Origin of the sequence: Paenibacillus sp. RU5M, assembly GCF_900221055.1 — a bacterium.
Classification (GTDB): domain Bacteria; phylum Bacillota; class Bacilli; order Paenibacillales; family Paenibacillaceae; genus Paenibacillus; species Paenibacillus marchantiae.
Map to the genome: position 1 here is coordinate 26956 of NZ_OBQM01000018.1, position 26431 is coordinate 53386.

The 26431-nt window shown below is 50.0% G+C and carries 18 protein-coding genes; 13 read left to right on the plus strand and 5 right to left on the minus strand.

What is annotated here, in order from left to right; genetic code table 11:
* Positions 1 to 20: 20 nt before the first annotated feature.
* The 10 genes from CRO25_RS30325 (at position 21) to CRO25_RS30370 (ending at position 17721) form a co-directional block, all read left to right on the plus strand.
* Positions 21 to 1238: an AraC family transcriptional regulator gene (locus CRO25_RS30325; RefSeq protein WP_079697546.1), complete on the plus strand. Its 1218-nt coding sequence runs from the start codon at positions 21 to 23 to the stop codon at positions 1236 to 1238.
* A gap of 49 nt (positions 1239 to 1287) precedes the next feature.
* Entirely contained in the window at positions 1288 to 2334 is a 1047-nt protein-coding gene (locus tag CRO25_RS30330; protein WP_079697547.1) for an ABC transporter substrate-binding protein, read from the plus strand.
* 523 nt (positions 2335 to 2857) lie between these two features.
* The gene (locus tag CRO25_RS30335) at positions 2858 to 3718 is read left to right on the plus strand and encodes an alpha/beta hydrolase (protein WP_079697548.1); all 861 of its coding nucleotides are present in this window, start codon (positions 2858 to 2860) and stop codon (positions 3716 to 3718) included.
* 167 nt (positions 3719 to 3885) lie between these two features.
* Positions 3886 to 4671: a 2,3-dihydro-2,3-dihydroxybenzoate dehydrogenase gene (locus CRO25_RS30340; RefSeq protein WP_079697549.1), complete on the plus strand. Its 786-nt coding sequence runs from the start codon at positions 3886 to 3888 to the stop codon at positions 4669 to 4671.
* A gap of 23 nt (positions 4672 to 4694) precedes the next feature.
* Positions 4695 to 6029 (plus strand): isochorismate synthase DhbC, encoded by a 1335-nt coding sequence (dhbC, locus tag CRO25_RS30345; RefSeq protein WP_079697550.1) that lies wholly within the window; start codon positions 4695 to 4697, stop codon positions 6027 to 6029.
* Positions 6030 to 6032: 3 nt separating this feature from the next.
* Entirely contained in the window at positions 6033 to 7646 is a 1614-nt protein-coding gene (locus CRO25_RS30350; protein WP_079697576.1) for a (2,3-dihydroxybenzoyl)adenylate synthase, read from the plus strand.
* A 78-nt stretch (positions 7647 to 7724) separates the two neighbouring features.
* Positions 7725 to 8774 carry an isochorismatase family protein gene (locus CRO25_RS30355; RefSeq protein WP_079697551.1) on the plus strand — a complete coding sequence of 350 codons (1050 nt, stop codon included), beginning with the start codon at positions 7725 to 7727 and terminating at the stop codon, positions 8772 to 8774.
* A complete protein-coding gene (locus CRO25_RS30360; RefSeq protein WP_256863797.1) occupies positions 8771 to 16009 on the plus strand; it encodes a non-ribosomal peptide synthetase in 7239 nt (2412 codons plus the stop codon). Before CRO25_RS30355 ends, CRO25_RS30360 begins: the two co-directional genes overlap by 4 nt.
* Before the next feature lie 12 nt (positions 16010 to 16021).
* Positions 16022 to 16258: an MbtH family protein gene (locus CRO25_RS30365; RefSeq protein WP_072733826.1), complete on the plus strand. Its 237-nt coding sequence runs from the start codon at positions 16022 to 16024 to the stop codon at positions 16256 to 16258.
* On the plus strand, positions 16255 to 17721 hold the full coding sequence (locus tag CRO25_RS30370) for an MDR family MFS transporter (RefSeq protein WP_079697552.1): 1467 nt from the start codon (positions 16255 to 16257) through the stop codon (positions 17719 to 17721). Before CRO25_RS30365 ends, CRO25_RS30370 begins: the two co-directional genes overlap by 4 nt.
* Positions 17722 to 17810: 89 nt before the next feature.
* Here CRO25_RS30370 and CRO25_RS30375 read toward each other — a convergent pair whose 3' ends face one another.
* The 3 genes from CRO25_RS30375 to CRO25_RS30385 form a co-directional block, all read right to left on the minus strand.
* Positions 17811 to 18494, minus strand: a complete 684-nt coding sequence (locus CRO25_RS30375; RefSeq protein WP_179132310.1) for a 4'-phosphopantetheinyl transferase superfamily protein — start codon at positions 18492 to 18494, stop codon at positions 17811 to 17813.
* 83 nt (positions 18495 to 18577) lie between these two features.
* Positions 18578 to 19450 (minus strand): arylamine N-acetyltransferase, encoded by an 873-nt coding sequence (locus CRO25_RS30380; protein WP_079697554.1) that lies wholly within the window; start codon positions 19448 to 19450, stop codon positions 18578 to 18580.
* A gap of 132 nt (positions 19451 to 19582) precedes the next feature.
* A complete protein-coding gene (locus tag CRO25_RS30385; protein WP_079697555.1) occupies positions 19583 to 20758 on the minus strand; it encodes a DUF6688 family protein in 1176 nt (391 codons plus the stop codon).
* A 260-nt stretch (positions 20759 to 21018) separates the two neighbouring features.
* Between CRO25_RS30385 and greA the strand changes: the two genes are divergently transcribed.
* Complete coding sequence (gene greA, locus CRO25_RS30390) at positions 21019 to 21495, plus strand: transcription elongation factor GreA (protein WP_079697556.1); 477 nt, start codon at positions 21019 to 21021, stop codon at positions 21493 to 21495.
* Between the two features lie 74 nt (positions 21496 to 21569).
* On the opposite strand, the gene CRO25_RS30395 is transcribed toward greA, so the two are convergent.
* Together CRO25_RS30395 and CRO25_RS30400 are read right to left on the minus strand one after the other, a co-directional pair.
* Positions 21570 to 22919, minus strand: a complete 1350-nt coding sequence (locus CRO25_RS30395; RefSeq protein ID WP_079697557.1) for a hypothetical protein — start codon at positions 22917 to 22919, stop codon at positions 21570 to 21572.
* 225 nt (positions 22920 to 23144) lie between these two features.
* A complete protein-coding gene (locus CRO25_RS30400) occupies positions 23145 to 24098 on the minus strand; it encodes a hypothetical protein (protein ID WP_072733820.1) in 954 nt (317 codons plus the stop codon).
* Between the two features lie 211 nt (positions 24099 to 24309).
* On the opposite strand from CRO25_RS30400, the gene CRO25_RS30405 reads away from it, so the two are divergent.
* The gene (locus CRO25_RS30405) at positions 24310 to 24990 is read left to right on the plus strand and encodes a response regulator transcription factor (protein WP_079697558.1); all 681 of its coding nucleotides are present in this window, start codon (positions 24310 to 24312) and stop codon (positions 24988 to 24990) included.
* Positions 24983 to 26392, plus strand: a complete 1410-nt coding sequence (locus CRO25_RS30410; protein ID WP_143806617.1) for a cell wall metabolism sensor histidine kinase WalK — start codon at positions 24983 to 24985, stop codon at positions 26390 to 26392. The genes CRO25_RS30405 and CRO25_RS30410 overlap by 8 nt, the downstream gene beginning before the upstream one ends.
* Positions 26393 to 26431 lie beyond the last annotated feature (39 nt).

The window sequence follows — 26431 nt, forward strand, 5'->3', positions numbered from 1 at the left end:
AGATCGAAAGGAGTGGCCTCATGTTACTGGAAAATGATTCGCAGACCCCTGCGCACTTACCCGTTACCGGCCGCAGTCCCAAGACGGATCTTGCCAAGGTAAAAGTATATATGGATGAGCACTATGACGAACCCTTGTCTATTGCGGATCTCGCCCACAAAGCCAATATCAGTGCGAAATATTTCGTGGACCTGTTCAAGAAGACCTACGGGCAGAGTGCAATGGAATATCTGACCGATCTTCGCATCAATCGTGCGAAACGATATCTGAAAGAAACAGGATACAAACTTCGTGAAATCGCGCTGAGAGTGGGCTATAGCGATGAGTATTATTTCAGCCGCAAATTTAAAAAAGAAGTGGGCGTATCTCCTTCGGATTATGCCAAAAATGCGAGAATACGCATCGCCACCTGCTCCTCCAGCATTATTGGACAGCTGCTGGCGCTTAATGTCATGCCTGTCGCTGCGCCGATTGACCCCAAATGGACCGCTTATTATTATAACGCGCACCGAACAGAGATTCAGTCACACTTGAGACTGACAGACCCGTATACCAGCTTGAGATTTGAAGCCAACGTGGAGCGTTTGGTTCATATCCGGCCGGACGCTATTGTCGGTACGGATCAGATCAGTGATCAGGATCAGGCCAAACTGGCTGAGATTGCACCTTGTTGTTTTGTACCGAAGTATCACTTGGATTGGCGTGCGCAGTTACGCATGATTGCTGCTTTTTTGGAGCGGGAAGAACAGGCAGAGCAGTGGATTAGCGTATACAATCAGCGAGTCGAGAAGGCACGGGATTCCGTAAAACAGAAAGTGGGGCGAGAGAAGGTCATCGTTGTCCGGGTGTATGGTCAGCACCTTTATCTGTATCGAAATCCGGGCATTGAAGAGGTGTTGTACAATAATGGATTACAACTGGAGACGTTTCCCGATGTTCAGGCCAACACACGGTTAACATTGGAACAACTGGCTGCGCTAAATCCAGATCGGATTCTTGTTATGGTGTGTCCTGAGGCCGCATCGCGGGCGTATTGGCTTAGTCTACAGCACTCGCCGGTATGGCGTCAGCTTAAGGCAGTAAGGCAATACCAGATTCATCTGATCACAGGTGACCCCTGGTTTGACTACTCTGCCGTAGGCGTGATGCGCATGCTGGATGAAGCGCTCCTGATTTTCACGGGATATTGTCCAAATGTATATCTGGATAACGTCCATGGTGATTCCCGGGCTACATGACATATAATCCATCTATCTAAATGAGAATGTTTATCAAGGGGGATATGTCATGTTTCAACAGAAAAAAGGTAACGGACAAAGTTCCGTTCGTCCATTTCGTAGTACCGGTTTCTCGGCCTTGCTCGTACTGGTATTGATTACGGGTCTGCTGTCTGCCTGTGGTTCAAAATCAGAAGTTGAGGGAGAAGCACAGAAAGAGAAGCCAACAACGGAGGCTTCCACCACGGCCTCATCAGGGACTGCTGTAAGCGAAGAGAACACGGAACAAACCAAAGGAGAACGAACTGTCAAAGATGATCTGGGACATGATGTTATCGTTCCTGAGCATACGGAGCGTGTTTTTGCACCTTATCTGGAAGACTCTCTGCTGACGCTAGGCGTTAAACCGGTAGCTCAGTGGGCAAGTGGTACGCAAGGCCATGTTTACCTTAAGGACCAGTTGAGCGGAGTGCCAACACTGGATTTCTCCAGTGGTTTGCCTTCTCCTGAAGCACTAATGGCGTACAATCCAGATTTTATTATTCTACACACGGCCCAATATGCTGAGAACGGTGTATATGAGAGTTATTCGAAAATTGCACCAACCTACGTATTTACGAATGCTTCGGGTGATGTAGAGAAGTCTTTGCAGGTGATCGGTGATCTGCTGGGCAAAACGGCTGAGGCCGAAAAAGCCATTGCAACATATCATGCGAAGGTAGATGATGCTAAGGCCAAGCTCGCCAAAGTTACCGAAGGCAAGAAAGCAGCGATCATTCGTTTTGCACCTCGCGGGATTAGTATGATGGGTGGTAACTACTTTAGTGGTTACGTTGTATATCAGCAATTGGGGCTTGGCAAGCCAACACTGGTACAAACGGAGAACAGCGCAACGGTATCGACCGAGGTGTTGCCTGAGATTGATGCCGACTTTATTTTCACGGTGGAACAGGGTCCGGGGAGCATGAAGGAAATGACGGATACCAAAGTATGGAATAGCATGCCAGCCGTTAAAGCTGGAAATGTGTACGCAGTAGAGCCAGCTCCGTGGCTGGGCGGTGGATTGATTGCTTATGGTCATGTCATTGACGACACGCTGAAGGCGTTAACGCAATAATAGAGGCAATCCATTGATGTATTGATCACAATATGAGAAATGTAGCTCCCTGCGGAGTGCCAGAAACCGGACAAATTCCAGCGTTTCAGGTATTCCGTGAGGGAGTTTTTTTATTTTAGGAGTAACCAAGTCAGTTACAGAAATGTGGGAATATGGAGATAATCAAAATCATTTCTGGATATCGTCCATGGGACAGCCGGATTTACTCTTTTATAATTGGTAATGAGAATCAATCTCATACATTTCAATAATTATATTAAACATAACAGTATAAGTTGAGTTTATGAACTACACAGAAACGGAGACGTCAGAAAAAACCTGGAGAAGCGAAGCGTTCGCCTGAAAGCTTTCTGAAAGAAAGCTACGTCGAAAGCATAGGCTATCTCCGGATTTCTCCCTTTATAAGAGGGGATAGAGGAAATCTGGAGATAACAGCGATTGGAAGGTTATTCTGACGGTGGAGTGTATGTGTAATTCAATATTCAACTTATATACGCAGAACAACGAGGAGGAACCATCCGTAATGACGTTTCAGCCCAATCAACCCGCATCTGGCACCCTTGAACATATCGCACGCAGTACAGTACAGATTCCCCGTGCCGAACAATGGACCATGAAATCACGCAACGGCAATCATGCCTATCAAATCATGGTATTCCAACCGGCAGAAGCACCACCGCCTTCGGGATATCCGGTGATCTATCTGCTGGATGCCAACTCGGTGTTTGGCACGATGGTCGAAGCCGTTCGTGTACAGGGCCGCAGACCGGAGAAGACCGGAGCACTTCCGGCCATTGTTGTTGGCATCGGGTATCCAACGGCCGGTCCTTTTTCACCGCACCGTTACTATGACTTTACCCCGCAGACCACAACGGAATATACCCAGAATTCGGATGGAACACCTTTACCAAAACAGGGTGGAGCCGATGAATTCTTGCAGTTTATTGAAGAAGAGCTGAAGCCGGATATGGAACAGCAGTTCAGGATTGATCGGAGCAGACAGGCTATTTTTGGTCATTCCCTTGGTGGATTGTTCGTGTTGCATACGCTGTTCAAGAAACCGGAAGCTTTTCGCTATTACATTGCGGGCAGCCCTTCGCTTCACTGGAATCAGAACGTCATGCTGGCGGAGGAACAGGAATTTGTCGCACGGCTGGAGCAGCATCCCGTGAACGTCAAGGTGTGGATTGGCATTGGTGAACAGGAGAAGACACATCCTGCGCGCAACAATGATAAGGCTTCGAGTCTTACAGAACGGTTGTCTGCGCTGAATCAGCCCGGTCTGGACATTAAATATACCGAGTTTGAAGAAGAAAACCATGTATCCGTATTGCCGTTTCTGATTAGTCGTACGATGCGTTTTGCCTGCAGCCCGGAGTCGTAGGAGGAAAGAGACGACAGTATTTCTCAATCAGAGGTATCGGTACGTGATATTGGGCGAAAGGCAAGTGGACAGAAATGTTACGGATTTACGGATATCCAATCGTGTTCAGCAGGCTAACATATCTCCTCCAATAGGAGAGGGAGCAGTAATGCAAGGGAGGAACAGGAGTGAGTTACACAGGGATTGATGGAAAAGTAGCCGTAGTCACCGGTGCTGCGCAAGGCATCGGTGCAGCCGTGGTGAGATTGCTTGCCGAGCAGGGCGCTATTGTTGCAGCTGTCGACATACGAGAGGATCAGTTGAATCAACTGGTCACAGATCTGCATAGTCAGGGTTATCAAGCAACAGCCTGTCCTGTGGATATATCTAATCGTCAATTCGTCGAAGATGCAATCCAGCGTATTGAGAATACATTAGGTCCGATTGGCATTTTGGTGAATGCAGCGGGAGTACTATACACGGGGGCTGTGAGAGAGCTCCCTGATGAAGAATGGACAAGAACTTTTGACGTGAATACACATGGTGTATTTTACATGTCACGTGCTGTGGTGCGTTACATGGCCGAACGTCAGTCGGGGGCGATTGTTACTGTCGGTTCAAATGCTTCTGGCGTGCCCCGGATGCACATGTCTGCCTACGTGGCCTCCAAAGCGGCTTCAACCATGTTCACCAAATGTTTGGCGCTTGAATACGCCTCAGACCATATCCGCTGTAACATTGTATCTCCAGGTTCGACGGATACCGATATGCAGCGTGCATTGTGGGCGGATGAGCAGGGAGCACAGGCCGTTATCGCGGGTTCCCAGCAAGCATACCGACTGGGCATACCACTGAACAGGCTGGCGTTACCATCGGATATAGCGGATAGTGTGCTTTTTTTGGTATCGGATCAGGCTAGACATATTACGATGCATAACTTGTGTGTGGACGGAGGCGCCACGCTAGGTGCCTGAATCAAGATAAGGAGATGATAATCATGTCAAAAGCGGGTACGGTTGCTGCAACTTCCGCCTTACACCTTCTGGAACAATATCAGGAAGGGACGTCCTTTTTCTGGTCTTCACCGCAACATACCCTGTTAGCTCAAGGGGAACAAATTCGATGGTCTGCCATGGAGGCATCGGAAGGGAATACACCTGACTCCATGGGCGCGGTTAATGTTAGTGAACAAAAGCGGAATGAAGAAACGCAGCTTTTCATTAACCGGATGGAGCAGTTGATGGGAAAGGCGAGACGCTCGGGCCAAACGAAACCGATTGTGGTCGGCGCCATTCCGTTCGATCCGATACATTCTTCTGCGGAGCTATTCGTACCAGAAAAGATCCAATGGGCTGAACCCCTATCCCCGGACTCCAGAGCATTGGTGGAAAAACGTCCAGCCGCGGTGGGTTGCGCGGTACGTGAAGAACCTGCCGGAGCCATATTTCAGCAAAGCGTAAACAACGTTTTGATGGATCTGAATCAAGGCGATCTCCACAAAGTGGTGTTATCCCGTACACTGCATGTGACTTCACAGACGATTGTGAACACGCATCAGTTACTCCGTAATTTGTTCAGGGATAACACACACGGATATACATTTGCTGTTCCGATGACGAAACTCTCTCTAGCAAAAGGTGATATAACAACGAATAAACGCGCTTATGTGGAGGCGGAAAAAGAAACTCATCGGACTTATATCGGAGCGAGTCCCGAATTGCTAGTTACCCGGAAAGGGTCCAAAGTGAGAGCCAATCCACTCGCTGGGTCTGCTGCCCGGAGTGATGATCCGGCTGAGGACCGTCGCCGTGCAAAAGCACTGCTGGCTTCCGCCAAAGATCGCCATGAACATGCAGTAGTCATTGAGGCTGTGGCGGAAGCGCTGCGTCCGTTGTGTAAGCAGCTATCCGTCCCGGCAGAACCCTCCTTGATCCAAACACGAACCATGTGGCACTTATCTACGGAAATTCACGGGGAGCTTGCTAATGTGAACACATCATCACTGGAACTTGCGTTTGCTCTCCACCCTACACCAGCAATTTGTGGAACGCCTGTACAGGCCGCTCGGGAAGCCATCCGAGAACAGGAACCGTTTGAACGGGGATTATTCACCGGCATGGTGGGCTGGTGTGACAGTGAGGGTGACGGCGAGTGGGCTGTAACGATCCGATGTGCGGAAGTGGAAGGGAACACGCTTAAACTGTTCGCTGGTGCGGGTATTGTGGCAGGTTCTACAGCCGAAGCGGAGCTGGCAGAGACCTCAGCGAAATTCGGAACAATGCTGCTCGCCATGGGTTTGGATTCATCTGTGTCCAGTATGAAGGAGGAATGAATGATGCTGTCAGGATTTCAGGCCTGGCCTGAGGAAGTTGCCGAACGTTATCGTCAGGAAGGCTGCTGGGAAGGAATTACGTTTGGAGAAATGCTCCGCCAGCGCGCAGAACTATATGGCAATCGAGTAGCCGTTATCAGTGGTGAACAACAATTAACCTATGCGGAGCTGAACGATCGGGTGGATCGTCTGGCCGCTGGCTTATATGCCAAAGGAATACGACAGCATGATCGAGTTATTATCCAGCTGCCCAATATTACGGCGTTTATCGAGGTGTGTTTTGCCTTATTCCGCATTGGTGCACTGCCTGTATATGCACTTCCCTTACATCGGAAGAGTGAGATTACGTATTTTGCCCGTTTCTCTGAGGCCGTAGCATACGTGATACCTGATCAGGATGGAGGGTTTGATTACCGCACACTGGCCGAAGAGGTTCAGGCAGAGGTTCCGGGACTTCGGCATGTATTCGTGGCGGGAGAAGCGGGGCGATTTACGGCTTTGGAGGATGTTTATACAGCACCAGTCACACTGCCGGATGAGCCAGTTTCTTCGGATGTTGCTTTTCTACAGTTGTCTGGTGGAAGTACCGGGCTGTCCAAAATGATTCCCCGCACTCATGATGACTACATCTACAGTTTGCGGAGAAGTGTGGAAGTCTGCGGACTTACCCCAGATAGTGTCTACCTGGCCGTTCTGCCTATAGCACATAACTATCCCATGAGCTCACCCGGCTTTCTGGGTACGCTGTATGCGGGTGGAACCATTGTACTGTCACGCGGGTCCAGCCCGGATGAAGCTTTTCCACTCATTATGCGCCATAAGGTAACCATAACGGCTCTTGTACCACCACTTGCACTCATATGGTTGAATGCGGCGGCTACCCTGGGGATTAAACTTCCTTCACTTGAGGTGCTTCAGGTTGGTGGAGCCAAATTCAGCGCCGAGGTGGCTGCACGTGTCCAACCCGTCCTAGGCTGCACCTTACAGCAAGTGTTCGGCATGGCGGAGGGGCTGGTGAACTACACCCGTCTGGATGATCCGTTGCATGTGATTGTTAACACTCAGGGCAAGCCGATGTCTCCGTATGATGAAGTACGAATTGTGGATGAAGAGGACATGGATGTGGAACAAGGACAATCGGGGCATTTACTGACAAGAGGGCCTTATACGATTCGAGGTTACTACAAGGCTGATGAACATAATGCCAGATCGTTTACCACGGACGGTTTCTATCGTACCGGAGATATTGCCAGTCTTACGGCTGATGGATATCTCGTTGTGGAAGGACGGGCGAAGGATCAAATCAACCGTGGCGGCGACAAAGTGGCTGCCGAGGAAGTGGAAAATCATCTGCTGGCCCATCCTGCCGTACATGATGCGGCATTGGTATCCATGCCGGATGAATATCTGGGCGAGCGCTCCTGTGCATTTATCGTGCCGAGCGGTGAAGCTCCGTCAGCTGCCGAAGTGAAATCTTTTCTGCGTAACCGGGGCCTGGCGAGCTATAAAATACCGGATCGGATTGAGTTTGTGCAGTCTTTTCCCAAAACTCAAGTTGGCAAAGTAAGCAAAAAAGCGTTGCGTGAGATGATTACGGCTAAACAGCCCATATCCTAATTGTTATTTCTGATAGATAGCATTACAGCGCAGTGATGAACATGATTGTGATAAATAAAGCTGAAAAGAGGGATATTCATGGCACTTCCAAAGATTCAACCCTATGCAATGCCTGTAGAGTCGGAGCTTCCCGTCAACAAGGTAATGTGGACACCGGATGCGAAGCGCTCGGTACTCCTGATTCATGATATGCAGCAATATTTTATGAACGCCTTTACGGCAGGGCAATCCCCTGTTGTGGAGCTGATCGATCATATTTCACAACTTCGTTCAAAGTGTCATGAGCTTGGCATTCCGGTGGTCTACTCCGCACAACCGGGCGGACAGACTCCGGAGCAGCGTGGGTTACAGCTGGACTTTTGGGGTGCGGGAATTGATGGAGGACCTGTGCAAAAAGAAATTATTGATGCGCTCGCACCCGCTCCGCAGGATACGTTCATGACCAAATGGCGATATAGCGCCTTCCAGAAAACAGACCTGTTTGAACTAATGCAGCGGGATGGCCGCGATCAACTGATCGTTTGCGGTATTTATGCACATATCGGATGTCTGATGACCTCTTGTGAAGCCTTTATGAGAGACATTCAGGCGTTCCTGGTTGCGGATGCAGTAGCTGACTTCTCGGCGGAAAAACATCGCATGGCCCTGACGTATGCAGCAGAAAGGTGCGCGGTAACACTGACAACCGGGCGTTTACTTGGATCGCTAAATGATTCTGCCGCTGACGGAAATGAAGGAGCACTGAAATCCAAAGCGGGTGAGCAAGGTGAGCAATCCTATGCTACACCTGCTCGTGTGGCTGTTTCAGAGGCTGAGCAACAAACGCCATCCGCAGCAAAGCGAATTCAGGACGGAAGTCATGGCGTTGAACTAGTCACGTTGGAACAATTAAGGAATCAGGTCGGAGCGATGCTCCAGGAGCAGCCTGCCGACATTGGAGAGCACGATGATCTGATTCAGATGTGGGGACTGGATTCCATTCGTATTATGAGTCTGGCTGAGCGCTTTCGAGTGGAAGGAGCGGGGGTAACGTTCGTGGATCTGGCGGAGCTGCCTACATTGGCTGCATGGGCAGCATTGCTGGATAAGGCCCAAAATAAGGTGCTTCCGAACGGAGACTACTTTTGAGCGGGGCCGTGCATACGTCGCACAGTCGGGACACGGCTTGGCCCCTGTCCTCTGCACAGTCCGGCATCTGGTTCGCTCAGCAGTTGAATCCGGACAATCCGATGTACAATACCGCCGAGTATGTGGTCATCGAGGGTAGCGTAGACGCCAGACGATTCGAAGAAAGTGTGCGACAGACCGTTTCGGAAGCAGAATCACTGAATATGGTTTATGGCGAAAATGAACAAGGCCCATGGCAGTCTTTGAACAGCAACCCGAATCATTGGACATTTCATGTCATCGACGTGAGGGAGAAATCGGAGCCCCACACAGCAGCATTGGCCTGGATGAAAAATGATCTGGCCAATCCCGTCAATCTGGCGACAGGTCCACTCTTCACGGAGGCGTTGTTCCAGGTAAGCCATGATTGTTATTACTGGTACCAGCGAATTCATCATATCGCAATCGATGGATACGGCGTTTCGCTGATTACCCGCAGGGTGGCGAGCCTATACTCCGCAAGTGTACGAGGAGAAGCTGTAGATCAAGTGCAGCAGGGGGCATCGTTTGGCTCATGGACGGCCGTTCTTCAGGAAGACGAGGCTTATCTTGGCTCCGTGGACAAAGAGCAGGATCGTCAGTTCTGGATGGATCGGTATGCAGATGAACCGGATGTAGTCAGTCTGGGGGAACGGGCTCCGCGAACCTCTACCTATTTCCTGAGACAGAGCGGTCTGCTTACACACTCGCAGCGTGAGCAAATACAGGCGGCAGCGGCAAGGTTCGGTGTGACTTGGCCGGATTTGTTTGTAGCGGCAACGTCCATTTACGTTCACCGAATGACAGGGGCGACCGATGTTGTGCTGGCCCTGCCCGTGATGTGCCGTTTGGGATCAACATCCCTGCGGGTTCCGGGTATGGTCATGAATGTGCTTCCGCTGCGTCTCAACGTAGAGTCGGATCTGACCGTGTCAGAGTTGCTGAGACAGGTTGTACAGGAGATTCGGGCGGTACGAAAACATCAACGCTATCGGCATCAGGATCTGCGGCGTGATCTGAAGCTGCTTGGAGAGAATCGTCGCCTGTTCGGACCCATGATTAATGTCATGCCATTCCACCATGAATTAAACTTTGAAGGGCAGCGCGGCATGATTCACAACCTGTCCACGGGCCCGGTAGACGATCTGTCCATTCATGTGGTGGACCAAGGGCATGGTCATGGGCTGAGTATTGATTTTGATGCGAACCCGTCTATCTACAATGATTCCGAACTGCAGAACCATCAGCTTCGTTATATGCAGCTGCTGAACTTGGTAATGCAGGAAGGCATGGAGACGGAGACGGTGGGACGACTGGAATTGCTGCTCCCTGCCGAACGTGAACAAGTATTGGTGACATGGAATGGAACGGGAGGGGTGACGGCCGATAGCAATTCAGCAGCACTGTTTGAACAGCAGGTCCGCCGCACACCTTCTGCAACGGCGCTGACATTCGAAGGGGAGTCTCTGACATATGCGGAGCTGAATGAACGAGCGAATCAGTTGGCTCATGAATTGATACAACGATATCAGGCAGGACCGGAACAGCGGGTGGCCATTGCTCTGCCTCGTTCGCTCGAAGTGGTCATTGCCATTGTGGCTGTCCACAAAACGGGGGCCGCCTATCTGCCGCTTGACCCTGACTATCCCGAAGAGCGTCTGATCTACATGTTGGATGATGCCAAGCCTGCTTGTGTGGTGACGGTGATGGACCATGTTTCCAGTCTGCCGACAATATCCAGTGTACCGATGATGGTCATGGATGAACCGAATACTGCTACGGCAGTGAGTCGCCGTCCTGGAAGTAATCCCGAAGGTGAAGATCTGACAAGTACAGCTTCTCTGCACAATCCTTCGTATATTATTTACACTTCTGGCTCCACAGGTAAGCCCAAGGGCGTAGCCGTAACCCATCTGGGGCTGGCGAATCTGCTTGAGGATATGAAGACGAGATTACAGGTTGGTCCGCAGGACCACTGGCTGTCGGTGACTACGATTGCTTTTGACATATCCGTACTGGAAGTATTTCTGCCGCTTACAACGGGTGCCCGGCTGGATATTGCACACAAAGAGACGATTCTTGATCCGGTAGCTCTGGCTGGGAAGATGAGAGAGCTGGGAACCACCATCATGCAGGCTACGCCTACGTTATGGCAGTCTTTGGTGACGAGCCGGCCAGGGCGATTCGATGGGCTAACCTTGATTACTGGAGGAGAGGCGCTGACGGAGGAACTGAGGCTTTCTTTGCAGGAACTGGGGTGTCACGTCAATAACCAGTACGGCCCAACCGAGACAACCATTTATTCCACAGCTGCCTCGTTCGACACAGGGGAAATGGGGAAACCGTCGATTGGTGGTCCGGTTCGCAACACGCAGCTATATGTGCTGGATCAAGGCTTAAAGCCAGTACCCTCGGGTGTAGTAGGGGAACTCTATATCGCAGGCGAAGGGCTTGCGCGCGGGTATTTGGGCAGGCCTGATCTGACCGCAGAACGCTTTGTAGCCAATCCCTTCGGTCAGCCAGGCAGTCGGATGTACCGTACAGGAGATTTGGCGAAATGGCTGCCGGATGGTTCTATCGATTATTTGGGTCGTGCAGATCATCAGATCAAAATTAGAGGTTTCCGGATAGAACTGGGCGAGATTGAATCGGTAATCTCCAGGTATCCTGGCGTAGCTCAGGTCACGGTCATGGCTCGCGAAGACCAACCGGGAAACCAGCGATTGGCAGCGTACGTAGTGGGTGAGTCTGAACTCGAGAATCGTATGGATCTGGCAGAACTAAGAGCTTACGTGGCGGATGCGTTGCCGGATTACATGGTGCCTGCTGCATTCACACTACTGCCCGAGATGCCGTTGACACCGAATAAAAAGATTGATCGCAAACGTCTTCCTTTACCTACTTTGCTATCAAATGCCAATGGACGGGAGGCGCGTACGCCACAAGAAGAAATTCTGTGCAGTCTGTTTGCTGAGATTCTTGGTGTTGGTCGTGTGGGCATTGACGATGATTTCTTTGAACTGGGTGGGCACTCCCTGCTGGCTGGACGAATTACAGCACGTATCCGTGATGTATTCGGTGCAGATCTGACCATTGGCAGTGTATTTGAAGCTCCAACCGCCGCAGGCCTTGCCAAACGATTGGATCAGGCAAACTCGGTGAGACCTGTTATTCAGCCTGTTTCACGTCAGGGGGAGCTTCCACTCTCCTTTGCCCAGCGGAGGTTGTGGTTCATGTATTGTCTGGAAGGCGCCAATCCGACGTATAATATTCCGCTGGTTGCCCGGTTGGCCGGGAAGCTGGATACGGATGCTCTGGAGAACGCCCTGCAGGATATTGTAGACCGTCATGAGACATTACGAACGTTGTATCCGCCTGAAATGGGTTCTGCGAGCCAGCATATTCTGAATGCTGCTGACGTCAAAGTGAAATTGAATATAACCGCTGCTACGGAGCAGGAGCTTCCCGAGCTTCTGACAGAAGCGTCACGCTACAGCTTCCAGCTCTCCACTGAACCGGGTATCCGTGCCGAGTTGTTCAGAACCGGCGCGGATGAGCATGTGCTGTTGTTGCTGCTCCATCATATTGCCGGGGATGGATGGTCATTGTCACCGCTCATCCGCGATCTGTCGGTGGCTTATGCATCACGCTTGCGGGGTTCTTCACCTGCCTGGGAGCCGCTGCGCATTCAATATGCCGACTATGCGGTGTGGCAGGAGAGATTGCTAGGGAATGAGAACCAGCAGGACAGTCTGATTGCAAGACAGATGGAATTCTGGAGCAACCAGCTGGCCCATTTACCGGAGCAGGTTACATTCCCTACGGATTACGCACGTCCAGTCGTGTCCAGTTATCGCGGTGGGTCGGTACCTTTTACGATCAGTCAACGTTTGCATGAGCAATTGATGGTCATCGCACGTGAGAATAAAGTCAGCCTGTTCATGGTGCTGCACTCGGCACTGTCCTTGCTGCTTACCCGAATGGGTGCAGGAACGGATATCGCGATAGGAACACCGATTGCCGGACGGAGCGATGATGCGCTGGATGAAGTCGTCGGTATGTTCATTAACACCCTTGTGCTGCGCACAGATACTTCAGGTGATCCAACATTCCGCGAGCTGCTGGCCCGTGTGCGAGAAGTCGACCTGGCAGCATATGAACATCAGGATCTGCCCTTTGAACGGTTGGTTGAAGTATTAAATCCGCCTCGATCCCGTTCCAAACATCCGCTCTTCCAAGTGATGCTTGTGCTTCAAAATACACCGGATATTCGTCTTGATCTACCGGGTATTGCGGCGGAAACCCGCATGCATGGTGTGGGTTCATCCAAATTTGATCTAACCCTTGAGCTGACAGAGCAGCGTGAGCATAACGGATCTCCAGGCGGAATTGAAGGTGTGCTGGAATATAGTGCAGATCTCTTCCGGGAATCTACTGCAGGTGAACTTGTGGTCCGATTGATGCAGGTGCTTGAAGATGCATTGCAGCAGTTGGATGAGCGAATCAGCAGATTTCATGTCGTGACCCCGACTGAACAGACGCAGCTTGAAAAAGAATGGTCCTTTACGCTGAGTGAGGATGCGCAACTGACCATAGCCGAGCGCTTTGAAATACAAGCAGCGGCTCATCCGGAAGCGACTGCCATGACCTGTGAGGATATCACCTTGAATTACAGGGAGCTGAATGCAAGAGCCAATCAGCTTGCCAGATTACTGATCGCTCAAGGCGTGGCACCGGAACAAATGGTTGCGCTAGCCTTGCCTCGTTCCGTTGAAATGGTTGTGGGTATTCTTGCTGTGCTAAAAGCAGGAGCAGCTTATCTGCCGCTTGACCCCAATTATCCGGCAGATCGGTTGACACATATGCTGACAGATGCAGCACCGAAAGTAATGGTAACGAGTACAGAGGCATATACCTTGCTTCCGCAGGTGGCGGAAATTCAGTGTATTAATATGGACGATTCGCATACTTTGCAGCAATTGCAGATGCTGGATGATCGAAACCCTGCGGATAGTGAACGCAATGGGCGTGTAACACCTCTGAACCCGGCTTACATGATCTATACCTCGGGTTCGACAGGCAAGCCTAAAGGGGTCGTTATTCCGCATGCCAATGTCATCCGTTTATTGGATGCCACGCAGCACTGGTTTCATTTTGACGCGAGTGATGTATGGAGCTTGTTCCACTCCTATGCATTTGACTTCTCCGTCTGGGAAATCTGGGGACCGCTGCTGCATGGAGGGCGATTAGTCGTTGTTCCTCATGAGATTAGCCGTTCACCTGGAGCGTTCCTGCAGTTGCTTGCTGAGCAAAAGGTGACCGTATTGAACCAGACGCCATCCGCATTCTACCAACTCATGCAGGCTGACAGGGAAAATCCGGCCTGGGGACAGCAGCTTGCACTCCGTTATGTCATTTTTGGAGGCGAGGCACTGGAGCTTGGTCGCTTGGATGACTGGTATGAACGCCATGCTGATGATGTGCCAAAACTCATCAATATGTATGGCATCACCGAGACGACGGTTCATGTCAGCTACCAAGAATTGCATGCATGCAGTTCTACGGAAGGTGCGAGCAGCTGGATTGGATGCGCCATACCGGATCTTCGGGTATACGTGCTGGATGATCAACTGGAGCCTGTACCGACAGGAGTAACTGGAGAAATGTATGTAGCCGGAGCAGGTCTGGCTCGTGGTTATTGGAATCGACCTGATCTTACAGCTGAGCGATTCGTTGCTGATCCATACGGTCCGGCAGGCAGTCGGATGTACCGTACAGGAGATTTGGCGAAGCGCCTGCATGATGGCTCGCTCGATTATTTGGGCCGGGCGGATCAGCAGGTGAAAATACGGGGATTCCGTATTGAGCTTGGCGAGATTGAAGCGGTGCTGGCAAGGCATTCAAGCGTAGCCCAGGCTGCTGTAATTGTCCGTGAAGACCAACCGGGGGATAAACGTCTTGTAGCTTATATCGTTCCGGCTTCGGATACAAGGGCAGTCCCGGAATCGAATGCTTTGCGTCGTCATGCGTCTGCCAGCCTTCCGGATTATATGGTTCCATCTGCGGTTGTAGCGATGGAGAGCCTGCCACTTACACCGAATGGCAAGCTGGATCGCAAGGCACTACCCGCACCGGAAATGCAATTAACGACAGGTGGCAGAGCGCCTCGTAACCCGCAGGAGGAGATCCTCTGTGATTTGTTTGCCGAAGTATTGGGCATGCGCAGTGTAAGTATCGACGACAGTTTCTTCGAGCTGGGTGGCCATTCGCTGCTGGCTGTTCGCTTGATGAGTCGCATTCGTGAAGCGATGGGAAGGGAGCCGGGGATCGGCATTTTGTTCGAAACAGCTACCGTAGCGGGACTGGCGGAGCGACTGGAGATGGATTCGGATTCCGGAAAAAGCTCGCTTCAAGTGCTGTTGCCGCTCAGAACGCATGGGGAGCATCTGCCTATATTCTGTGTCCATCCCGCAGGAGGACTTAGCTGGTGTTATGCCGGGCTGATGAAACATCTGGGCATGGAGTATCCGCTCTACGGGTTACAGGCCAGAGGAATTGCTGAGGTTGAGGAACTTCCGTCTACACTGGAAGATATGACAGCAGACTACATCCGTCATATCCGCACGGTACAGCCTGAGGGGCCTTACCGCCTGCTGGGCTGGTCCCTTGGAGGCAATGTTGCGCAGGCCATGGCGGTGCAGCTGCAATCTGAAGGGGAAGAAGTGGAGTTTCTCGCAATGCTGGATGCGTATCCGAGCCACTATCTGCCGATTCGCGGAGAACCGGATGAGGAAGAAGCCTTAACGGCATTACTGGCATTGGGTGGTTACGATCCGGACAGCATTGGAGATGGGCGGCTGGATATGGCAACGGCTATGCGCATATTGCGCAGTGAGGGCAGTGCGCTGGCAAGTTTGGATGAAGAAACGATCATGAAGCTGCGGAAGACCTATGAAAATTCCGTACGGATCTTGGGGGCCTACACGCCATCCCGATTCGAGGGGGATCTGATCTTCTTCCGATCCACCATTATTCCGGACTGGTTCGACCCGATTGAACCGGAAATGTGGAATGCGTACATCGGGGGCCGTTTGGAACGTCATGATATCGCTTGCCGTCACAAGGACCTCTGTCAGCCTGGGCCTCTGGAGGAAATCTGCCGAACACTGGCCGCCAAGCTTGAAGAGCTGAACAAGCGTGAAATTCAACATAAATAGGAGGATAAGGCGATGAGCAACCCATTTGAATATGAAGACAGCAACTATCTGGTGTTAATCAATGAGGAGGGGCAATACTCCCTCTGGCCTGCATCCCTTGAAGTGCCCGCAGGTTGGACCGTGATGCTTGGCAAGGCCAAGCGCCGGGTATGTCTCGATTACATCGCCGAGCAATGGACAGATCTGAAACCGTTAAGCCTCTGTGATGAAATCGGTATGCCTGGAGCTGTTCATGAGGCTAGCAGATGAAATTCGGTCTGAATCCCAAAGTCATTGTCAGCATCGTCTACGTGTTGGCGATGTTTATGGTGGCCATGGATGGAACGGTCTTGAACGTAGCATTACGAACCATTAGTGAGGAGCTGGGGATTCCCCCGGCTGCTTCGGGTACCTTGAACGTGGGGTACTTGGTGAGTCTCGCTGTATTCCTGCCTGTCGCCGGGTGGCTTGGTGATCGATGGGGAACGAAACGAGTTTTCTTATCGGCACTGGCACTGTTTACGGTATCCTCTGCACTGTGTGCGACGGCCGATCAATTAAGTACGCTAACGTTCTTTCGCATTTTGCAGGGTGCAGGGGGTGGTCTGCTTACTCCTGTGGGGATGGCGATGCTGTTTCGAATCTTCCCTCCCCAGGAACGGGCCAAGGTATCTCGAATGCTCGTACTGCCCATCGCGCTAGCCCCGGCCCTGGGGCCGATTGTGAGCGGATTGATTGTGGACCAGCTCTCTTGGCGATGGATCTTCTATGTGAATCTGCCCGTCGGCATTCCAGCGGTAATCTTCGGAATGATTTATCTGAAGGAGCACAAAGAACAGGGAGCCGGTCGACTGGATGTACCGGGGTGGTTATTATCTGCCCCAGGACTCGCTCTGACGATGTATGCTCTTAGTCAGGGTCCACTGCGAGGGTGGACTTCCCCTCTTATTATTGGAGCTGGTCTGACGGGAATCATCCTGCTCACGTTGCTTGTGTTTGCCGAACTGCGCGCGAAGCAGCCTTTGCTTGATCTCCATTTGCTGAAAGACCGTTTATTCCGCTATTCGGGTCTGGTGTCGGTATGTGGAGCAGCGGGTCTGCTGGGCATGTTGTATGTATTTCCGCTGATGTATCAAAACGTGCTTAACGCCTCTGCGCTGGAGACAGGACTAACCACATTCCCTGAAGCTCTGGGACTTATGATCGCTTCGCAGCTTGTGCCCTGGACATATCCTCGGCTGGGTCCGCGTAAGCTGATATCCATGGGTTTGATCTGCACGGCTGTGATTTTCATTACGCTTAGTCAGATTACAGTGGATACGAATCCGTGGTTCATTCGTTCCTTATTGTTCGGCGTGGGGATCTTCCTGGGGCAGACGGTAGGCGCGGTACAGATTGCTTCTTTTGCCCGAATACCGCCTCCTTCCATGGGACGAGCCTCCACCTGGTTCACGGTGCAAAATCGGCTGGGTTCCGCCATTGGAATGGCGTTATTGTCTGCTGTTCTGGCTGGCGTAGGTACAACGACGGTGACTGCGGCTGGAGCGATGGAGCCGAATATGCTGGCGTACCGTTTGGCTTTGCTCGGGGCTGCTGCGTTTTTGTTAATTGGCCTATGCTTTGCCCTGAAAATCAGTGATGCTGACGCGGCAGCAACGATACGAAAATCCAGTGGTCACGGTCTCTTCCGGAGGCAAAAGAAATCTCCACCATTGACGCAGGAATCACAATAGTCCCAAGTTTTGAAAAAATCCCTGGCGGGCTCGCCAGGGATTTTTAAGCATGATTGTTATTGGAGGAGAGGGGTTTATAAACCCCTCCTTCATAATAATGCTTGATACAACCCTTCGATTGTGATGACATCCGGCTGGGTGGGTAAATCTTCTCCTGCGGAACAAGCTGCTAACATATGACCGTGATCCAGCCGCAGGCTGAGGAATGGATATGCGGCTGCTTCTGGCGAGTGCCAGTTCCCGTCAGCATTGCGGATCATGGAGAATGAATCAAGTGGCATGGACAGGCCCATGCCGACGGCCTTGATGTAGCTTTCCTTCAGTGTCCATAGGCGGTAGAAGGTCTCCAGCTGTATCTCAGCGTGCTCTCTAGCCAGAAATTGGCTCTCTGTGAGAGAGAAGAATCGCTCCGCAATCTTCATGTCGATAGGCGCTATTTTTTCCACATCCACACCCAGAGCATCGTCACCGCCAGAGATTAAAGCAATCCAATCGCCAGAGTGCGAGACATTAAATTGAACATCAGCATAGTTACTGAGTGCAGGTTTGCCGTATTTGTTACGGGTAAACGAAAGCTCTCCCGGCCTTAGGCCAGTCAACTTGCTCAGCGTCACACGGATCAACACTTCACCCAGAACAGAGCGATAGGCGTCCGCCTGATGTACAAAACGTGAAGCTTGTCCTCGTCTTTCCTCAGATACGTGCGATACAAAAAGGTTCCAGTATGCCTCGGGCAATTCTGCCGGAACTTGAAGAACTTGAATCGTTATCATCATTTATCACCTGACGATGTATTCGGCATGGATTGCACACTTTCCTTTATAATCATCGGTTTATCGGGTCTGCCCGTGCCGCTTCATACCTGCTGTGTTCTTTTCCATTCTTCATGTGCAGCCTGTACCCGTCCCCACATTTCTTTGCGTTCCACTTCTGTGTAATTCACCAACGGTTCGTGGAATTTCTCAGCCAATACGGCTTTCCACTCGGTGTAGGTTTGAATTTCCTTTTTGCGCATACCTTCACGGTCATGCGTCCGGAGCATACATCCACGTAGTTCGTTGCTTTGGAGAGCATGCCTCTGACGGAGCAAAAATGCGTTATGCCAGGGCGAATCGGCTGACTGGCTGTAGAATTCATGCTTGGGCATGAACTCTTCCAGGCTGGTAAGCTCTTCGGGAGCGTAATCGACACCCTCACTTGGCCCGTTGGGTTCATATTCAAGTCTCCATCCGCCAGGAGCAACAGATGAAGGCATTAATGTATAAGTAAACGGGGCCGATCCGTAAGTTCCATAACGAAGAGGAAGCGGTTCGAAGGGCATGCCGCCCAGACCGACATCCACAATCCAACGTTCCACATTCGGGTCTGCATCTGGCAAAGAGACCGACAGACCGAGATGGAACGAGTTCACACGTGGCTGCTCTCCATATGGCTGAACTCCGGCACGATGCCAATGCACCGTATATCCCAGAGAGCGAAGCAGAACGCTGAATGCGCCATTCAGATGAAAACAGTAACCACTGCGGCCTTGCAATATAAGCTGGACCGATTCTTGAAGATCGATGCCCGCAGGCCGACCTGCAAAAATATCGACCGTTTGCCAGGATAGATACTGCACATGTGCCTGCTGAATTTCAGATAGGAACGCTAGTGTGGGTTCCTTGATATCATGAATGCCTATCCGTTTCAGGTAGGCCTGTATTTCAGATGGAGTCAATGTAACATTCATCCAGATCACCTCGAGTCATGTAGTGGGCGTATTATTAATTGCTGCTACCCTGAATTCATTGTAAAAGTGAACGGATGAAATGAATACACTAGTTTGCTTCAATTGTACCGGTACAGTTAAAATTCCGTTTTTCTAGAAACGTGTATATTTTCCTCGCATCTCACTGTACTGGATATGAATTCGGTTTTCAGGGTGAGCGTCTGTTGTATAAAGGACGATGAGGAATAGCCACTCGAGCGGTTTCATCAATAGATAGACGATATCGGCGGTCCATTTTGAACGAATATGTTTACTGATTGGATATCCATATCGATTGTACACACCTCGAACTAAGCCATGGAACCGCGGCGTATACTGCTCAATAACATGCTCGAATGCGTTGGCGATCATGAGTTGCCGATTAACGTGAATAATGTGGCCATGTCGTATGCCTGCTCGCACAGGTTTGACCCATTTTTGATGTCCACCGGCTGCAACTGTACATAGATAGTGCCCATCACCGGGAATCATATTGAGCGGTGGAGCTGGCAGTCTGGAGTAATTGAAGCTGCTTGTATCCAGAAATACGCGAATGGCGCTATCCGGGCGTTGTCCAAACAGAACAAGGATCAGTTGTATAACCAGCTGTACAGGAAACATCAGAATGGTCCACACTATCGGGGCGGTATGAAAGCGAATGATAGACCGGTATAGCAGTCGTTGCCATTTTGGTAAATGCTCCATATCCATAGACGTTTGATATTCAACCAGAGTAGCCTCGATAAAGCCATCCCATGAACGTTTCAATCGACCAATATATAGGAAGATAAGTGATAGATAGCTGCTCTGCAACAGAAGCACAGCAAACATCAAGAACATACCCGTCTCGGTGTACCAAGCAATGCTAGTATGCGTGATATAGACGATACCCCAAACGATATTTAATACAAGGATACTATTGCATAAGGTGTAAATGATCGGTGAGAGCTTACCTGGACGTGTGAACATTGCTAAATAAGCGAGCAAGCCAAGCAATAACGTGACCAAAAGGACAAGAAGACTACGGTGATTCAGCGTGGCGTAATTGGATGCCATCAGGCCGGAATCTTCATACATGGATAAGGGTTCTCCTCCCTGAACACCCATACTGTCTATTGCAAGACCTGCTGCGAAAAGCAATAGAGTGATGGTCAGAGAAATAAATTCGAACACCTTGAGAAGTTTTCGGCCATTTCCCGAAGCCTTTTTCAGGAAACTATTCAACATAATCCACCCGGAGGCAGCAGGAAGGATCAGGAAGAGTCCTATGAATTGAATCGTTGCATACAAAATATTTCCTCCTTCGATAGCAGTATCGTCTATTGTAGGTTAGAAGACTTTATATGGCAATAATGACCATTATAGAAAAAATGCGACATCGTATTGAGATGATTATAGGTTTATTACCTATAATAGTAAGTAACAGTAAAGGTTACGCATACACATCTTTCCATCAATGGGAGCGTTATTTCTTTTTCTTGGTATGTTAACCGTTTGGAGTGGATATAGGTTAGAATATAGATAGAAAGCAAGATTAGGAGATGGAAAAAATGGCTAATGATGAAGTGATTTTGACACAGGAAGGCTTGGAAAAGCTGGAGGACGAACTGAGGGAATTAAAGACGGTGAAGCGTAAGGAACTGGCGGCGCGTCTGAAACTCGCGATCAGTTACGGTGACCTGAAGGAAAATAGTGAGTATCATTCAGCCAAAGATGATCAGGCTTTTATGGAAACCCGCATTTTGATTCTGGAGAAAATGCTGACCAAAGCAAGAGTCATCACTTCGGACAATATCGACTCGAACAAAGTAAATATTGGCTCAACCATTCTGCTTAATGATATCGAATTCGCCGAGAAGATTGAATACATGCTGGTTGGTCCGGCCGAGGCGGATGTTGCTGATAACAAAATATCGTACGAAAGCCCGCTTGGCAAAGAACTGATGGGCAAAGAAGTAGGCAGTGTCATTCATGTCAATGCGCCGATGGGCATTATCAAATATGAGTTGCTTGAAATTAAAATTTAATGGGAATAAAGGTGTTTCGGCAACCATGGAAATGGCTGTTGGAACACCTCTTTTTTATTCTTGCAAAATAAAATTCAGCTCCGTTTTTTTCGTTCATCCAGAATTTCACGGGTCATGGCAAATAAAACCCAGAGCAGGATCACGATATGGATCATCGCAATGGAAATGCCTATGCCATACATCAAGTCATTGGTCAGTTCTGAACTGTGCATGCTAAAGCTCGCTCCATGTCCTCCGCCAAAGTTACCATGCCCACCACCGATGCGAGATAGCCCTTCCTCAGCTCCAAAGTCGCCACCAGAGCCCGTGCTCATGATCATGGCAATATTTACGTAGGTCGTCAGGGAGAAGGTGATTGCTGCGTACATCCATTTACGTTCAAAGAACGGAACTAGAACCAAGAATAACAAAGCAGGTATGCTGTAACGCTCATGAATTTCCGTTGGCAGCATAAAGAAGGCGAGATCCATTGCCGCACCTGCAATGAGCAGAGATGAAATACGAATTTCCTTAATTAGCAGTAGATAGGCTGCTACTCCAATCACGGCAATGGTAAGCAGCAGCAGACCAAACATTTTATACGTCACTATGCCAAACAATACCGTAGCATCGTTGGTTCCCGGATCACCAAGCAGGTGATACCAGATATTCATGGCGTTCAGCGAAAGCTGCGGATACATATTAACGGCGCTTCCGTAGGCGTTGGACAGCATGGTGCCGAGGGTTCCGTTTGCAGCAAAATAGAGAAGCACAGGCAGGACAGCCATCATTAATCCTGCTACAAATAGAAGCGTGGCGTGAAATCGCCTGTTATAAAGCTGGCGTAGTAATACAATACCGATGACCGGAGCAATGACGATCGCCTGAAACTTTGCCAGCAGGGCAACGGTGAACAATACACCCGCCAATAGAGGATTACTTAGCAGCAGAACGGTTGACAGCACCATTAATGTACTGTGCAGGATGTCGATCTGTCCCCACATGGCGCTGTCGACCAGCAGACCGGGGTTGAAGGAAAGAACTGCAAGCAGCACCAAACGTTTGCCAGAGCTTAGCTTTTTGAATGTAAGATTCAAGACCGCCAAGGACAGCATATCAAAGGCGATAGGCAGTATTTTCATGGACAGATTGCCAGCTGAGGCGGTTATGCCGAGCCCACCCAGTATCCAGCGGTACAACCCCAGAATGAAGATAAACAATGGGGGATAGTTCTGATCTTTTCCATACAGGTATGATTCACGAACCCCGTATTGGTGGACGGCATTCATCCAATCGACGAACAGGGACTGATCTCCGATATAACCCCTGAATTGTGTTCCAAGGTACAAACGCAGCAATAGACCGCCAGTGAAAATTAGAGCCGCATACAGCCAGAAATGCCTGTTCCATCGGGTATTTGGATCTCTGTAGCTCAGTGTGTTCATCCTTCTCCTCCTCAGCATGGGCGATTGAGATTGGTGCAAGTATAGGTGACCAAGCTGAAAAAGGGATGAATTTTGGGTCATGTTTTACTCGGATGGAAGCTTAAAGTTTGCTGAAAGCCAAGGAAGTGAAAAGATGTATCATGCAATAGATGGAGAGAGGGTCCTGTGAACAGGACCCTCTCTTTTTATGGTTTGGTGGTAGTTTGGGGTTAATGGGGAAGGGGATTAGCTGGCTTGGTTACATTGCTCGGTTACTTGCTCTTTGGCATAGGTATGGAGTGTTTCCGTCAGTTTGCTGGAATCCACGCCTTTTTCTTTGGCAATCGCAGTTAACGTTTTTCCATTCTTCAGTTGGGTTTGCAGCTCATCTGCGGATGTGTTGAACAACTGGGCAGCCTTGGCCAAATAACCGCTGTCCTTGAATTGCTGCTGCTCTGTGGTTAAAGTACCGGTCGTGTTTTTCCAGGACTCATTCAGTTGAGAAGTGACCCAGCTTTTTTCTTTGGTTACGACAGTATTAATGACTTTGCTCTTGTCTACGCCCTGATCCTTGGCAATATCAACGATGGATTTACCAGCCTTGATTTGCTGATTCAACTCCGTTTGCGACAGGTTGAGTGCAGATGCCGCGGCAGATTTATTCAGACTAGTCAGGTTATTGGATGACGTGGTATCCGTTGATTTTGCTGTAGCCGCAGCCGTCTTGGATGTGGTTGAAGTGGTCGTAGACGTTGTTGTTACCGTCGTTACGGTGGTCACTTTTTTGGTCAGGGAATTATTCAGCTGCTTGGTCAGGTCTGTCTTAATAGAAGCCACTTTGGCTTGCGTGAGCTTGCCGGACTTCTGATCACTTGCGAGCTTAGTCAGCTGTGGCTGCAACAAGGCGTTGGTTACTTTAGTTGTGCTGACGCCCTTTGTTTTAGCCAGATCCGCCAACGTTTTACCAGCCTGGAATTGCTTTTGCAATTCCGTTTTGCTCAGGCCGAGTACTTTTTGCAGCGATGTATTGGAGCACAGGGAGTTCTGATCCAGACTGATATTATATCCATTCGAACTCACCTTGGCATTCGTTGCAGCAGAGACTTGAGTTACAGCGGTCGGGGTGGCGGCAAATACTGAAGCCGATGTGGCAGAGAAGATCATCGTTGCACCCAGCATGGCAGGAATCCATTTTTTCATTGTACATTCACTCCTAATTTTGATTTATTTTTTGTTGCACCCTTACTGTAATCCCGAAAGGTGAAAAAACGGAGAAAGACAGACTGGGGTATTTTTACAAACGCGATGTATTGGACACGGACCATCTGGAAGTGCGAGAATGTTTGAAAATTAAACCGGGCAGGGTTGGCGTGCTCGTCTTTATCACATACTGCTTCTTAGGAGGTTCACATTGACTACACACCGCATACTGCTTGCTGAAGATGATTCCTTGTTGGGTGAGTTGATTGTTCATATGTTGGAGAAAACCGGCTTTGGGACTGTAGAATGGGTGGAAAATGGGGAAGACGCCTATCACTATTGCATGGATTCTCATTATGATGTGGCTGTACTGGACTGGATGCTGCCTGGATGGACAGGGCTATCCGTATGCAAGAAATTAAGAGAGAACGGCTATGCTGGAGCAATCTTGATGTTAACCGCCAAGGACGCGCTGTGTGACCGGGTTCAGGGATTGGATGCAGGAGCAGACGATTATCTGGTGAAGCCATTTGAATTGGAAGAGCTTCAAGCCAGGCTGAGAGCCTTGTGTCGCCGTAATTATGCACCGCTGCTGGAAGAGGTTGCTGAGCTGGATGGTCTGTATCTGAATCGTTCCAGCCTGACGCTGAGTATGGAAGAGGAGGTCATCCAGTTAAGCCCTCGTGAATTTCAGATGCTGGATCTGTTGTTACGGAACAAGAGCGCTACCCTCAGCCGCGAATTAATCCTGGAACGGATCTGGGGGTACGACTCGGACGTTTCGACCAAAATTGTGGATGCCACGATTAAGCTGCTGCGCAAAAAGCTTGAGCTATTCAACAAACAACACCTGATCCATAGCATCCGAGGGGTGGGCTACAAGCTTGAATAATAGAAAACGAATAGGTAGAGACGAACAAGGCATCCACCCAGGAAGAACTAAAGGAAATTTGTTCGGTCGTACGCAGGGTCGACTTACCCTCACATACAGCAGCCTGACGATTGTGCTGCTTGCACTATTTGTAGGCGTGGTCTATGTTCTGTTATCTTACATTGTCATCAATGGTCAGAAGGATAATCTTCTCTCTCTCGTTGCGGTTGAGCGGGCTTTGGTGGAAAAGAATATGCAAGAAGGCAAGGCCGGAGATACGCTGGATAATCGAAGGTTATGGGGATCGGGCAGTGACCAGTTCTTCTATTATGTCCTCGGTTCGGACGGCAATGTGATCTCAGGCAATGAAATGTTCCCGGGGATGCGTTCAGACCTTCTGGGGCTTGTACAGGACTGGAAACCACGTGCCAAGGAGATTAAAGAGGTAAGCCTGAGCGTTCCCGCAGATGTATTGGATAACGGAGAGGAAGATGCTGCACCCGTTGCACCATCGACTCTCCATCTGATGGTAACCGGCCAGAACGTGCTGACCAAGAATGATCCAGAAATGACGCTCTATGCGGGTATTAATGTAACGCCGCAATACAAACTACTGCACAGGCTGCTAATGCTGCTAATTTTATTGGCGATTCTGTTTGTATTTATTGCCTGTCTCATCGGTTGGCTGATGTCCCGTAAAGCGATGGTTCCTATTGTGAAATCCTACAATCGACAACGTGAGTTTGTAGGAGATGCTTCTCATGAGCTGCGCACTCCGCTGAGCGTGCTGCTGGCATCCGTTAACGCCCTTGAGCTGGAGCTTGGACAGGACGCACCTTCTTTTGCCAGAAGAACCCTTTCCAACATGAAAGATGAGATCAGGCGAATGACACGTATGGTGCAAGATCTACTCGTTCTGGCACGGTCTGACTCGGATGAGCTTGAACTGGTCAAGCGGGATTTCGATTTTCGTCCGATTGCCGAAAAGACGATGCAATCCATTCGGCGTCTCCAAGCGGCAAAGGGCATTCGAATGGAGCTGGAAGGGTCTGATAAGATGGTTCTCAATGGCGATCCGGAGAAACTGAGACAGGTACTGACCATTTTGCTGGATAATGCTGTGAAGTTTACTCCACGGGGTGGGGAGGTTCGCGTGGTGCTGTCGGATCGGGATAAAGATGGACGTCCTATCTTCCATTTGTCTGTAGCAGATACGGGAGTTGGCATCAGGCCGGAGGATGTGGAGCGAATCTTCGATCGCTTTTATCGTGGGGACAAATCACGTACACGTGGTCCGGGAGGACACGGTTTAGGGCTTGCGATTGCGAAGTGGATAGTGGAAGCCCATCATGGTCAGATTGCTTTGTTAAGCGAAGAAGGCAAGGGCAGCATATTTAATGTAGACATTCCTGTAAATAAATAACATTTCGATTAATTTCGATTTTCGAATGACCTGAGTGGA

Excerpts from the sequence above, each read along its gene's own strand:
- CRO25_RS30365 (WP_072733826.1), top strand. The coding sequence starts at position 16,022 with ATGAGCAACCCATTTGAATATGAAGACAGCAACTATCTGGTGTTAATC.
- CRO25_RS30355 (WP_079697551.1), top strand. The coding sequence starts at position 7,725 with ATGGCACTTCCAAAGATTCAACCCTATGCAATGCCTGTAGAGTCGGAG.
- CRO25_RS30335 (WP_079697548.1), top strand. The coding sequence starts at position 2,858 with ATGACGTTTCAGCCCAATCAACCCGCATCTGGCACCCTTGAACATATC.
- CRO25_RS30330 (WP_079697547.1), top strand. The coding sequence starts at position 1,288 with ATGTTTCAACAGAAAAAAGGTAACGGACAAAGTTCCGTTCGTCCATTT.
- greA (WP_079697556.1), top strand. The coding sequence starts at position 21,019 with ATGGCTAATGATGAAGTGATTTTGACACAGGAAGGCTTGGAAAAGCTG.
- CRO25_RS30350 (WP_079697576.1), top strand. The coding sequence starts at position 6,033 with ATGCTGTCAGGATTTCAGGCCTGGCCTGAGGAAGTTGCCGAACGTTAT.
- CRO25_RS30400 (WP_072733820.1), bottom strand. The coding sequence starts at position 24,098 with ATGAAAAAATGGATTCCTGCCATGCTGGGTGCAACGATGATCTTCTCT.
- CRO25_RS30375 (WP_179132310.1), bottom strand. The coding sequence starts at position 18,494 with ATGATAACGATTCAAGTTCTTCAAGTTCCGGCAGAATTGCCCGAGGCA.
- dhbC (WP_079697550.1), top strand. The coding sequence starts at position 4,695 with ATGTCAAAAGCGGGTACGGTTGCTGCAACTTCCGCCTTACACCTTCTG.
- CRO25_RS30380 (WP_079697554.1), bottom strand. The coding sequence starts at position 19,450 with ATGAATGTTACATTGACTCCATCTGAAATACAGGCCTACCTGAAACGG.
- CRO25_RS30325 (WP_079697546.1), top strand. The coding sequence starts at position 21 with ATGTTACTGGAAAATGATTCGCAGACCCCTGCGCACTTACCCGTTACC.
- CRO25_RS30370 (WP_079697552.1), top strand. The coding sequence starts at position 16,255 with ATGAAATTCGGTCTGAATCCCAAAGTCATTGTCAGCATCGTCTACGTG.
- CRO25_RS30395 (WP_079697557.1), bottom strand. The coding sequence starts at position 22,919 with ATGAACACACTGAGCTACAGAGATCCAAATACCCGATGGAACAGGCAT.